11 protein-coding genes are annotated in these 12,441 nt (G+C 62.3%); 8 read left to right on the forward strand and 3 right to left on the reverse strand.

Going from position 1 to position 12,441, the window contains the following annotated elements; translation table 11 throughout:
* Positions 1-109: 109 nt before the first annotated feature.
* A complete protein-coding gene (locus tag CLU87_RS08785; RefSeq protein WP_099730197.1) occupies positions 110-805 on the reverse strand; it encodes a fumarylacetoacetate hydrolase family protein in 696 nt (231 codons plus the stop codon).
* 122 nt (positions 806-927) lie between these two features.
* Between CLU87_RS08785 and CLU87_RS08790 the strand changes: the two genes are divergently transcribed.
* The 3 genes from CLU87_RS08790 (at position 928) to CLU87_RS08800 (ending at position 3,065) form a co-directional block, all read left to right on the forward strand.
* Positions 928-1,383, forward strand: coding sequence for a MarR family winged helix-turn-helix transcriptional regulator (locus CLU87_RS08790; RefSeq protein ID WP_043566498.1), 456 nt, complete (start codon positions 928-930; stop codon positions 1,381-1,383).
* A gap of 111 nt (positions 1,384-1,494) precedes the next feature.
* Positions 1,495-2,163, forward strand: a complete 669-nt coding sequence (maiA, locus tag CLU87_RS08795) for a maleylacetoacetate isomerase (protein WP_056062603.1) — start codon at positions 1,495-1,497, stop codon at positions 2,161-2,163.
* Positions 2,160-3,065, forward strand: coding sequence for a polyphenol oxidase family protein (locus CLU87_RS08800; protein WP_099730198.1), 906 nt, complete (start codon positions 2,160-2,162; stop codon positions 3,063-3,065). Before maiA ends, CLU87_RS08800 begins: the two co-directional genes overlap by 4 nt.
* On the opposite strand, the gene CLU87_RS08805 is transcribed toward CLU87_RS08800, so the two are convergent.
* Positions 2,985-3,326: a hypothetical protein gene (locus CLU87_RS08805; RefSeq protein ID WP_099732101.1), complete on the reverse strand. Its 342-nt coding sequence runs from the start codon at positions 3,324-3,326 to the stop codon at positions 2,985-2,987. The genes CLU87_RS08800 and CLU87_RS08805 overlap by 81 nt on opposite strands.
* A 123-nt stretch (positions 3,327-3,449) precedes the next feature.
* On the opposite strand from CLU87_RS08805, the gene CLU87_RS08810 reads away from it, so the two are divergent.
* The 5 genes from CLU87_RS08810 (at position 3,450) to phbB (ending at position 9,866) form a co-directional block, all read left to right on the forward strand.
* The gene (locus tag CLU87_RS08810) at positions 3,450-5,150 is read left to right on the forward strand and encodes an alpha/beta hydrolase (RefSeq protein WP_099730199.1); all 1,701 of its coding nucleotides are present in this window, start codon (positions 3,450-3,452) and stop codon (positions 5,148-5,150) included.
* A 70-nt stretch (positions 5,151-5,220) separates the two neighbouring features.
* Positions 5,221-6,399, forward strand: a complete 1,179-nt coding sequence (locus CLU87_RS08815) for an acetyl-CoA C-acetyltransferase (RefSeq protein ID WP_099730200.1) — start codon at positions 5,221-5,223, stop codon at positions 6,397-6,399.
* A 318-nt stretch (positions 6,400-6,717) separates the two neighbouring features.
* On the forward strand, positions 6,718-8,016 hold the full coding sequence (locus tag CLU87_RS08820; protein ID WP_304529009.1) for a methyl-accepting chemotaxis protein: 1,299 nt from the start codon (positions 6,718-6,720) through the stop codon (positions 8,014-8,016).
* Positions 8,017-8,097: 81 nt separating this feature from the next.
* The gene (locus tag CLU87_RS08825) at positions 8,098-8,880 is read left to right on the forward strand and encodes an EAL domain-containing protein (RefSeq protein WP_056062613.1); all 783 of its coding nucleotides are present in this window, start codon (positions 8,098-8,100) and stop codon (positions 8,878-8,880) included.
* 248 nt (positions 8,881-9,128) lie between these two features.
* Positions 9,129-9,866 (forward strand): acetoacetyl-CoA reductase, encoded by a 738-nt coding sequence (phbB, locus tag CLU87_RS08830; protein WP_056062618.1) that lies wholly within the window; start codon positions 9,129-9,131, stop codon positions 9,864-9,866.
* Positions 9,867-10,342: 476 nt separating this feature from the next.
* Here the strand turns inward: phbB and CLU87_RS08835 are convergent, their stop codons facing one another.
* Positions 10,343-12,382 (reverse strand): ABC-F family ATP-binding cassette domain-containing protein, encoded by a 2,040-nt coding sequence (locus CLU87_RS08835; RefSeq protein WP_099730202.1) that lies wholly within the window; start codon positions 12,380-12,382, stop codon positions 10,343-10,345.
* Positions 12,383-12,441: the final 59 nt, after the last annotated feature.

Genomic DNA, 12,441 nt, shown 5'->3' on the forward strand with positions numbered 1-12,441 from the left:
TTGAGGGTCAGAGTTGCTGATAGCGCTAGTGAAACATGCGCTACCAGCTATGAAAATCGTAGCGTTTTCGGCGTTTGCCTGGCCGGGCAGCAGGGCTGCCCGGTGGTCTTCAGACTACGGTCAGACGCAAGGGCGTGAGGCCGCTCACGCCGCCTTCGAGCGTATCGCCACGCACCACGGCGCCCACGCCTTCGGGGGTGCCGGTGTAGATCAGGTCGCCAGGCTGCAACTCCCACGCGGCCGACAGGTGCTCGATGGTCTCGGCAATGTTCCAGATCAACTGGGTCACGGTGCTGCGCTGGCGGTCCGCTCCGTTGACCTGCAGCCAGATGGGCGCGTTGGCCACATCACCTGCCTGGGCTGCCGGCGTGATGGGACCGATGGGTGCGCTGGCGTCAAAGCCCTTGCCAATGCACCAGGGGCGGCCCTGTTTCTTCATGTCGTTTTGCAGGTCGCGGCGGGTCATGTCCAGGCCCACGGCGTAGCCATATATGTGGCTGAAAGCGTCGGCAGCCTGGATGTTCTTGCCACCCTTGCCGATGGCCACCACCAGCTCGATCTCGTGGTGCAGGTTGGCGGTCAGGCTGGGGTAGGGCAGTTGCCCGGTTTCGCCCGCGTTGACGACCACGATGGCATCCGCAGGCTTGAGGAAGAAGAACGGTGGCTCGCGGCCGGTGAAACCCATCTCCTTGGCGTGTTCTTCGTAGTTGCGGCCCACGCAGTAGATGCGGTGCACCGGAAACCGTTCGCCGCTGCCCACCACGGGCACGCTGACCACGGGGGCTGGAGGAAACACGTAGCTCATGTCTGCCTTTCAATGGTTCTGGGAATGCTGTCAAAAAACCCGGGCGCAGTACCGTGTGCGCCGCAGTGTGGCAGTGTGCCATGGGCGCAGACCCTCTGCTGGGGGGCGCTACACTCGCGCCCATGGCAAAGAGCTTCGATTTCCACAATACGCCGGGCCACCTGGTGCGCCGCGCCCACCAGCGGACCGTGGCACTTTTCATGGAAGAGACGGCCGGATTTGACGTGACGCCGGTGCAGTTCGCCATCCTGCACGAGCTGCTGGCCCAGCCGGGAGAAGACCAGGTCACCCTGGCGGCCCGCGTGGCGTTCGATGCAGCCACTTCCGGCTCGGTGATCGGGCGCCTGGAAAAGCGCGGCTGGATCCGCCGCGAGCCCGACACCCGCGACCGCCGCCGCAAGCTGCTGTGGATCACCCCTGAAGGCGAAGTGGCCGCCCTGCAGATGCGCGACGCCGCCCAGCGAGTGCAGGAACGCCTGACCGCACCGCTCACCGCCCAGGAAAGCGCCGACCTGATGGTGCTGCTCTCCAAAGTCGTATACAACCACCAGGACCCGGCAGGCACTTCGGGCGCCTGACCGGCACGTCCCGCGCTCTCAGGCCCCAGAGGCTTGCCATCTGCGGCGTGCTGGCACCACGGTGCGCCGGTTCCGTATCCCCACAGACCCCATCACAGGCACCGTTCTTCCATGCAGCTGTACAACTACTTCCGCTCCTCTGCCTCGTTCCGCGTGCGCATCGCGCTGCAGATCAAGGGCCTGGACTATGACTACCTGCCCGTGCACCTCGTCAAGGGCGAACACAAGGACCCCGAGTACCTGCGCCGCATTGGCGACGCACTGGTGCCCACGCTGGTGACCGACGGGGGGACGGCGCTGTCCCAGTCCATGGCCATCATCGAATACCTGGACGAAACCCACCCGACGCCCGCCCTGCTGCCCGCCACGCCGCTGGCCCGGGCCCGGGTGCGGGCGCTGGCGCAGATGGTGGCGTGCGAGATCCATCCGCTCAACAACCTGCGCGTGCTCAAGTACCTGGTGCGTGACCTGAAGGTGGATGAGGATGCCAAGAACGCCTGGTACCACCACTGGGTGCGTGGCGGTCTGGAGGCGTTTGAGCGGCAACTGGAGCTGCTGGCGCAAGAACGCGCAGCACAGGGCATGGCGCCCTCGGTGCTGTGCTGGGGCGATACGCCCACGCTGGCCGACTGCTGCCTGGTGCCACAGATCTTCAACGCGCAGCGCTTCAAGGTCAGTCTGGACGGCCTGCCACTCACCATGGGGGTGTTTGACGCCTGCATGGCACTGCCTGCATTCCAGCAGGCGCAGCCCTCGGCCTGCCCGGACAACGAAGCGTGACGCCTGTGTCATCGTCGGTCCCAAGCCGGCACGCAGACTGGCTGGTGCCCGACTGGCCCGCACCGCCCGGTGTGCATGCGCTGTGCACCACGCGCACGGGCGGCGTGAGCCGCGCACCGTACGACCAGTTCAACCTGGGCACCCATGTGGGCGACGATCCGCTGGCAGTGGCTGCCAACCGGCAGACCTTGCAGTCCGCCTTGCAATCCACCACCCCGGACGCCCGCGCAGTGTTCCTGAACCAGGTGCACGGCGATGGCGTGGTGTTGCTCAATGCGAGTACGCCCGATGGCACAGAGGCCGACGCCTGCGTAGCCAGCGCACCCGGCGCCGTCTGCACCATCATGGTGGCCGACTGCCTGCCCGTGCTGCTGGCCCACCGCTCAGGCCAGGTGGTGGCTGCGGCCCATGCCGGCTGGCGCGGGCTGGCCGGGCACGCAGGGCAGGGCGTGCTGGAATCGGTTTTCAAGCATTTTTGCCATGAAGCGCTAGTGCATCATGCCTCAGCAGCTATCAAAAACGGAGCGTCGGCGCCAGACTCTCCGGCCGCTTCAGAGCTTGCTGCCCACACGCTGGCCTGGTTGGGCCCCTGCATCGGCCCCACAGCTTTCGAGGTAGGGGCTGAGGTGCGTGCAGCGTTCTGCGACGCGCCGGGCGCATTGAGCACTGCGGCTGCTCCATGTTTTGTGGCCCGTCCCGACGCACCGGGCAAGTACCTGTGCGATCTCGCAGGGCTGGCCCGGCTGCGGCTGCGTGCCATGGGCATCACGCACATTTACGGCAACGACAGCACCCCGCTGTGGTGCACTGTCACGCAGGCCTCAAGGTTCTTTTCGCACCGCCGCGACAGCGCCGCCCTCGGCGGCAGCGGGCGCTTTGCCGCCTGCATCTGGCGCGGCTGACGCTGCCGACTCGGCTCCCGCATCGGCCACGCGGGCCGCAGCCTGCTCCGCGTCATACGCAGCCTGTTCGGCCGCCTCCCGTTCCTTGATCTTGCGCTTGCGCGAAGGCGTGCCCAGGATGTACACCAGGATGCCCATGGGCAGCAGGCCATACAGCGCAAACGTGATGATGGCGCCCAGCACGGTGCCCTGCGGACTGGTGGCCTCGGCCACCGCCATCATGAGTGTGACGTAGGTCCAGGCGATGACGATGAGGTACATTGGTTTGTGTGCACTGAAAGCGTTGAATTCGTTGCCATGCACCATGGCGGTGGGCAACAATGAACCCGCGAAACAAAAATCAGGCCCCAGCCGCTGCGAGCGACCAACCATCGAGGAATGAGCATGACTTCTGAATCACCCTGGGCCGAGAGCGCCCAGCAGTTCCAGCAGATTTTCGGGCAAAGCTGGTCGCAGGCGCTGCAATCGTTCCAGAAACTGGACCTGGGGGCGCAAGTACCTGCCGCCGCACCCCTGAAGCTGTCGCAAACCAAGCTGCAGGCATTGCAGCAGCAATACCTCAAAGAAGCGCAGGACCTCTGGGCTCAGGGCCTGCAGGGCACCCCCGAGGTCAAGGACAAGCGTTTTGCCGGTGAGGGCTGGGCCAGCAACCCTGTGGCAGCGTTTTCAGCCGCCGCCTACCTGCTCAATGCCCGCACCCTGATGGGGCTGGCCGAGGCGGTCGAGGCCGACGAAAAGACCAAGGCCCGCATCCGATTTGGCGTGGAGCAGTGGATGGCAGCCATGGCGCCCAGCAACTTCCTCGCCTTCAATGCCGAAGCGCAGAAGAAAGCGATCGAGACCAAGGGCGAGAGCATTGCCAAGGGCATGCAGAACCTGCTGCACGACATCACGCAGGGCCACGTGTCGATGACCGACGAGAGCCTGTTCGAGGTGGGCCGCAATGTGGCCACCACCGAAGGCGCTGTGGTGTTCGAGAACGAGCTGTTCCAGCTGCTTGAATACAAGCCCCTCACGGCCAAGGTGTACGAACGCCCGTTCCTGCTGGTGCCCCCCTGCATCAACAAGTTCTATATCCTCGACCTGCAGCCCGAGAACTCGCTGATCCGCTACGCGGTGGAACAAGGCCACCGCACCTTCGTGGTGAGCTGGCGCAACCCTGATGACAGCCTGGCCCACAAGACCTGGGACGACTACGTGGAAGATGGCGCCATGGCCGCCATCGACGTAGTGCAGAACATCACCGGTGTCGAGCAGATCAACGCGCTGGGTTTTTGCGTGGGCGGCACCATCCTGTCCAATGCGCTGGCCGTGCTGGCAGCGCGCGGCGACGAGCCCGTGGCCAGCGCCACCTTCCTCACCACACTGATTGATTTCTCTGACACCGGCATCCTCGATGTGTTCATCGACGAGGCGTTCGTGAAGTTCCGCGAGATGCAGATGGGCCATGGCGGGCTGATGAAGGGGCAGGACCTAGCGTCCACCTTCAGCTTCTTGCGACCCAACGATCTGGTCTGGAACTACGTGGTGGGCAACTACCTCAAGGGCGAAACGCCGCCGCCGTTTGACCTGCTGTACTGGAACAGCGACAGCACCAACCTGCCCGGCCCGTTCTACGCCTGGTACCTGCGCAATTTCTACCTCGAAAACAACCTGGTCAAGCCGGGCAAGCTCACCGTGTGCGGCGAAAAGCTGGACCTGGGCAGCCTCGACCTGCCTGTCTATATCTACGGCTCGCGCGAAGACCACATCGTGCCCGCCACGGCCGCTTATGCGTCCACCCAGGTGCTGCCGGGCAAGAAGCGTTTTGTGATGGGCGCCTCAGGCCACATCGCGGGCGTGATCAACCCACCCGCCAAGGGCAAGCGCAGCCACTGGACCCGCGCCGACGGCAAGTTCCCAGGCACGCTGGACCAATGGCTGGAAGGCGCTACCGAGCACCCCGGCAGCTGGTGGACCGACTGGTCAGGCTGGCTCAAGAGCCATGCGGGCAAACAGATTGCTGCGCCCAAGGCCTACGGCAAAGGCACCAAGTTCAAGGCCATCGAGCCCGCGCCTGGCCGCTATGTCAAGCAGAAAGCCTGATACGCAAAAGTCCTGACTTTTGGCGCTGCGAGAATCACTGAACCACCACTCACCACTACAAGGACATTCCATGGAAGACATCGTCATCGTTTCTGCCGCTCGCACTGCTGTGGGCAAGTTTGGTGGCTCGCTGGCCAAGACGCCTGCGACCGAACTCGGCGCTATCGTGATCCGTGAAGCCATCGCGCGCGCAGGTCTCTCGTCCGACCAGATCGGCGAAGTCATCATGGGCCAGGTGCTGGCAGCTGGCGTGGGCCAGAACCCCGCGCGTCAGGCCTCCATGAAGGCGGGCGTGGCCAAGGAAACCCCTGCACTCACCATCAACGCAGTGTGCGGCTCCGGTTTGAAGGCGGTCATGCTGGCTGCCCAGGCTGTGGCCTGGGGCGACAGCGAGATCGTCGTGGCCGGCGGCCAGGAGAGCATGAGTCTGGCGCCGCACGTGCTGCCCAACTCGCGCGACGGCCAGCGCATGGGCGACTGGAAGCTGATCGACACCATGATCGTGGACGGCTTGTGGGACGTGTACAACCAGTACCACATGGGCATCACGGCTGAAAACGTGGCCAAGCAGTACGGCATCACCCGCGACATGCAGGACGCACTGGCCCTGGCCAGCCAGCAAAAGGCAGCTGCTGCACAAGATGCTGGCAAGTTCGCCGATGAAATCGTCGGCGTGAGCCTGGCGCAGAAGAAGGGTGACCCCATCCTGTTCAACACCGACGAGTACCTCAACCGCAAGACCAACGCCGAAGCGCTGGCCGGCCTGCGCCCCGCCTTTGACAAGGCGGGCAGCGTGACCGCTGGCAACGCATCGGGCCTGAATGATGGCGCCGCCGCCGTAGTGGTGATGAGCGCCAAGAAGGCAGCGGCCCTGGGCCTCAAGCCCCTGGCTCGCATCGCTGCGTTTGGCACCAGCGGTCTGGACCCCGCCACCATGGGCATGGGACCCGTGCCCGCCTCGCGCAAGGCCCTGCAGCGCGCAGGCTGGAACGCCGCCGACGTGGACCTGTTCGAGCTGAACGAAGCCTTCGCCGCACAGGCCTGCGCTGTGAACAAGGAACTGGCCATTGACCCCGCCAAGGTCAACGTGAACGGAGGCGCCATCGCCATCGGCCACCCCATCGGCGCATCGGGCTGCCGCATTCTGGTCACGCTCTTGCACGAAATGCAGCGCCGTGACGCGAAGAAGGGCCTGGCCGCGCTGTGTATCGGTGGTGGCATGGGCGTGTCGCTGGCTGTGGAGCGTTAACCTCAAAGCCTCGGCCAGGACTGCCCTGGCTGGTTGTTGATTGACGAGGCAGCAGGCGACAGAAAAAGGGCCGCATTGACATGCGGCCCTTTTTTGTTCAGTCGAATATTGAAATGTATAGTCACAAAATTACCAAATAGTTTACAATTCATACATAACGGTTAATTTTTGATCTCTATGTCCATTTTTTCTGCGCCGCCCGCGGATCCCTCAGAACGTGCAGGTGGTCCTGTCCAAGGCGCCTTGCTCGGTGACCGGGTCATCTTGGCAGCTATTGGACTGAGTTCGCTGGCAGCCATTGCGCTGGGCTTGCAGTTTGTGGATTCGATGCTGGCGTTGACGGCAGTTTTGCTGTTGGGTGCGGTTGCCGCTGTGGCCTATGTTTTGGCTCCGGGCACGCTGGCATCGCGTCTTGTGTTGTCGTTTGTGCAGGTTAGCTTGGTTGCACTGCATATCCAGTTGGCTCGAGGCATGCTGGAGTTCCATTTCGGTGTCTTCGTGACGCTGGCGCTGCTGCTGGTGTATCTGGACTGGCGGCCTATTGTTTGGGCTGCGGCATTGTTCGCCGTACACCATGTTGTGTTTGATCGGCTTCAGGCGGCAGGGGTTGGCCTGTACTGCATTACCGCTCCTGACCTGGGCCAGGTGATGTTGCATGCGCTGTACGTGGTGATCCAGACGGTGTTGGAGGTCATCCTGGCCGTGAAGATGGGCCGGACGGCTCAAGAATCCTCCGAGCTGCGACGTCTGACGGCGTCGCTGGCGCACGGTGACCGCATCATGCTGGACATGTCACGCTTGTCAGTTCACACGCCAGGCGGGCGAGCGCTGAAGGAAGCCCTGGACCGGATGCATCAGACCGTAGCTACCGTGCAGCAGGCCGCAGCCGGCATGGCAGTGGCGTGCGAAGAAATCGCAAGCGGAGCGCAAGACCTGTCTGTACGCACCGAACATGCTGCCGGTAGTTTGCAAGCCACGTCTGCCAGCATGGAACAGTTGACAGGCACCGTGGGGCAGACTGCCGCTGCGTCCGCCGAGGCCAACACGCTGGCGGTGTCGGCCGCAGGGGTAGCCCGGCGCGGTGGGGACGTGGTGGGCGAAGTGGTGCGGACCATGCGTGATATCAACGAAGGCTCAGCCCGCATTGCTGACATCACAGGCGTGATTGACTCCATCGCATTTCAGACCAACATCCTTGCCCTCAATGCGGCTGTGGAGGCTGCGCGTGCCGGTGAGCAGGGGCGCGGATTTGCAGTAGTCGCCACCGAAGTGCGGGGGCTGGCGCAGCGCTCGGCACAAGCAGCCCGCGAGATCTCTGGCTTGATCGGCGCATCGGTGCAAAAGGCGTCACAGGGAGGGCAATTGGCTGATGATGCCGGCCGTACTATGGCCGAAATTGTGGGGTCGGTCCAGCGTGTGAGCGCGATGATGGGTGAGATTCATACTGCAGCCAGAGACCAGTCCTCGGGCATAGCGCAGGTCAATCAGTCGGTGGGCCAGCTTGATCAGATGACGCAGCAAAATGCCGCTCTTGTGGAGGAATCGGCTGCAGCCGCCGCGACCCTCAAAGGCCAGGCCGACCGGCTGGCCGAGGCGGTGGCGGTCTTCGTGCTTTAGTCGCTGGGGCCGCGTTGGGGCTATGGTCTACGTAGCAACACGAGGCTGCAGCTTTGTAATGATGCGTTACCATGGTTCTCCATGACAGTGACCATTTTTGCCCAACCCTTCGAACCTGTGGGCTGCCAATCCTGTCGTGACAAGACGCAGCTTCCGTTCGACTTCACGATGGCGTTCCAGCCCATCATGGATCTGGAGTTGGATCGTCCGTTCGCCTACGAAGCGCTGGTACGCGGTGTGGATGGCGAGTCGGCTGGTACGGTGCTGTCGTGGGTGGATGACACCAACCGCTACCGGTTTGACCAGGCGTGCCGCGTCAAGGCCATTGAACTAGCGTCGCGCCTGGGGCTCGCCAGCCTGCCAGACTGCCGACTGAGCATCAACTTCCTGCCCAATGCGGTGTATCGGCCCGAGACCTGCATCCGCGCCACCATGGAGGCGGCTGAAGAGTTCGATTTTCCGCACAACCGGATCATGTTCGAGGTGACGGAGGGCGAGCAGGTCAGCAATGGTGCACATCTGAAGTCCATCTTCAATGAATACCGGCGCCAGGGCCTCATTACGGCCATCGACGACTTTGGTGCGGGCTACGCGGGGCTGAACATGCTGGTGCAATTTCAGCCCCATGTGCTCAAGATCGACATGGAGCTGATTCGCAACATCGATCAGGATCCCGTGCGACAGGCGATCGTGTGCGGCATTGCGCTGGTCTGCCAACGGCTGTCCATCGACATTGTGGCGGAGGGCATTGAAACCTCCGCTGAGTCCGCCTACCTGAGTTCGGTGGGCGTTCGCTACCAGCAAGGTTATCTGTTCGCCAAGCCGGGATGGGAGTCCTTGCCGCTGGCGCCACGGCACGTCTAGCGCAACACAGCGCCTGCATTTCAAGCCAGTCCTTGCGGGCTGCCGGAGTCCACAGCAGCCAATCCGCTTCCATTTGGTGCATCTGCAGGCGCTACGCCGGTGACGCTTCGCTAAGCGTGCCTCGCGTCAGCTGTGTGACGCATGTGGATATGTCAAAAAGGAAAGGGCTTCAGTGTTTTCCTTCACGGCGGTGCCCAATTTCTTCGGTAGAGTGGGTCCTGAGCCAATCACTAACAAGGAGAAATCACATGAGCCAGAAAGTCGCGTATGTCACCGGTGGCATGGGAGGCATCGGTACCGCCATTTGCCAGCGCCTGCACAAGGAAGGTTTCAAAGTCATCGCTGGTTGCGGCCCGACACGGGACCACGCCAAATGGCTGGCAGAGCAAAAGGCCCTGGGCTACACGTTTTATGCGTCGGTCGGTAACGTGGGTGATTGGGATTCCACCGTGGAAGCCTTTGGCAAGACCAAGGCAGAGCATGGCACCATTGACGTGCTGGTGAACAACGCTGGCATCACACGCGACCGCATGTTCCTCAAGATGTCGCGCGAAGACTGGGACGCCGTGATCGAAACCAACCTCAACAGCATGTTCAATGTCACCAAACAGGTGGTGTCTGACATGGTGGAAAAGGGCTGGGGCCGCATCATCAACATCAGCTCCGTCAACGGCGAAAAAGGTCAGGCGGGGCAAACCAACTATTCCGCCGCCAAGGCAGGCATGCATGGCTTCTCGATGGCGCTGGCGCAGGAACTGGCCACCAAGGGCGTCACCGTCAATACGGTAAGCCCAGGCTACATCGGCACTGACATGGTCAAGGCGATCCGTCCGGATGTTCTGGAAAAGATTGTCGCCACGGTGCCTGTCAAACGCCTGGGCGAGCCCAGCGAGATTGCATCGATCATCGCCTGGCTGGCCTCGGAAGAGGGCGGATACGCCACCGGTGCAGACTTTTCGGTCAATGGCGGCCTGCACATGGGCTAAAGGCTGTTCCGTCCTTTTGGACCAACAAAAAACCCCGCAGATGCGGGGTTTTTTGTTGGGACTTGCAAGAATCGTGGAGGTTAACTCCGACCTTGCTAGGGTCCACCTGAGAAATATGGAGCTAATGTGGCCACATTTCTCATGCCTTGGTATGGTTTATGCTTGATGTGCACTGTGTGACTACACAACAGAGGCAAGGCCGCAGCGCTTTAGAAGGGGGCTGGTGCGCGCTTGCGGTCGCGTTCGTCTTCGGGCCAAGCGGACAAGATTGCGGTGGTATTCATGGTGGAAAACTCCTGTGATGTACCAACAACGCGGGCGGTCCACAGTCCGTTGACAACCTTTCGCAAAAAAATGCAACCGCAATAGCCTGTAGATTTACACTAAAAATAGCTACACATTTGATAGCATAAAAGCGATATGGATCAAAGGAAAGTCCGGAAAATTCTGGAAATAATTTACAGGACTTTACATCTCTAGCCCACCGATGCTGCTGAAATTTCTTCGAGTTCGGAAGAAATTTCCAGCCACCGCTCTTCCAGTTTTTCCGTTTCATCATTTCCGGCTTTCAATCGCCGGCCGCACTCGGCGATCTCTGCAGGAGGCAAGGCTTCCGTCAGTTTTTGCTCCAATTGGGTGCGTTCTGCGCTCAGGGCCGTCAAGCGTTTATCGATCTGTTCGAGCTCTTTTTTGAGTGGCCGGGTCTTTTCGGCCAGTTGCTGGCGCGTTTGAGCGTCAAGCTTGCGCTGCTCGCGCCCATCACGCGAAGGGGACGGAGCGGGAGCCGGTGCTGGCGCGGCAACGGAGGCCAGAGCGACCACGGGTGCTGGTGTTGCGGTCGGGGCTGCTGCAGGAGCTTGTGAGGCCTGCGCCTGCTCGGCAAGGCGTGCTTCTTCGCGCAGGCGCTTGGACTCTTCGAGCAGGTAACGTTGATAGTCGTCCAGGTCGCCATCGAACGGGCCGACCACACCCCGGCCCACCATCCAGAAGTCCTCGCAGACCGAGCGCAGCAGCGCGCGGTCGTGGCTGACCAGCATCACAGTGCCATCGAAGTCGTTGAGCGCCATCGCCAGGGCCTCGCGGGTGGCCAGGTCCAGGTGGTTGGTAGGCTCGTCCAGCAGCAGCAGGTTGGGGCGCTGCCATACGATCATGGCCAGCACCAGGCGCGCTTTTTCACCGCCGCTCATGGTGCCCACGGCCTGTTTGACCATGTCCCCGGTGAAGTTGAAGCTGCCCAGGTAGCTGCGCAGATCCTGCTCCCGGCTGGGTTGCTTGGCATCAGGCCCCAGCTCTTTGGCCAAGCGGATCATGTGCTCCAGCGGGTGTTCGCTGGGGCGCAGCACGTCGAGTTCCTGCTGGGCAAAGTAGCCAATGTTCAGGCCCTTGCCCTCGGTGATGCTGCCGCCCAGTGCTTTCATGGTGCGCGCAATGGTCTTGACCAGCGTGGACTTGCCCTGCCCGTTGGCGCCCAGGATGCCGATGCGCTGCCCCGCCAGCACCGAACGGTTGACGCCCGTAAGAATGGTGGTGGGCGTACCCTCGTCGTCCACATAGCCGAACGAGGCGTCGCTGATGGCCAGCATTGGGTTGGGCAAGTTGGCCGGTTCCTTGAACTCGAAAGTGAAGTCCGCCTCGGCGAGCACAGGCCCGATTTTCTCCATGCGTTCGAGTTGCTTGACCCGGCTTTGCGCCTGCTTGGCCTTGCTGGCCTTGGCCTTGAAGCGGTCGATGAATTTCTGCAGGTGGGCCATCTTCTCCTGCTGCTTGGCAAAGCTGGCCTGTTGCAGTTCGAGCTGCTGGGCGCGCAGTTCTTCAAACTTGCTGTAGTTGCCACCGTAGCGGTTCAACTCGCCTTGCTGGATTTGCAGCGTGACGTTGGTGATGGCGTCCAGAAACTCGCGGTCGTGGCTGATCACGATCATGGTACCCGCGTAGCGCTTGAGCCAGGCTTCGAGCCAGACCAGGGCGTCCAAATCCAAGTGATTGGTGGGCTCGTCCAGCAGCAGGAGGTCGCTGGGACACATCAGCGCGCGAGCCAGTTGCAGTCGCATGCGCCAGCCACCGGAGAAGCTGTTGACGGGCTGGTCGAGTTCGCTCACGCGAAAACCCAGGCCCAGGATCAGCGCCTGGGCACGCGCCACTGCATCGTGCGCGCCAGCGTCATGCAGGTCCGAATAGGCATGGGCAATGGCCATCCCATCGTCGCTGGCCTCGGCTTCGGCCAACTGGCGTTGTACCTCGGCCAGACGCGTGTCGCCTTCGAGCACAAAATCGGTGGCCGACTGGTCGGTCTCGGGCATGTTCTGCGCGACCTCGGCCATCCGCCAGCTCGACGGGATGTGAAAATCCCCGCCATCTTCATGGAGCTTGCCGCTGAGCAGCGCAAACAGGCTGGACTTGCCCGCGCCATTGCGGCCCACAAGCCCGACGCTTTCGCCGGGGTTGATGGTGGTGGACACGCTGTCGAGCACGACTTTCGTGCCTCGGCGCAGGGTAACGTTCTTGAGGGTGATCATCCGGGAATCAGAAAAAAGCGCACCCGCACGAGGCGGGTGGCATGCAAAACTCTGGGGGC

Source organism: Acidovorax sp. 59 (assembly GCF_002754175.1).
Classification (GTDB): Bacteria; Pseudomonadota; Gammaproteobacteria; order Burkholderiales; family Burkholderiaceae_C; genus Acidovorax; species Acidovorax delafieldii.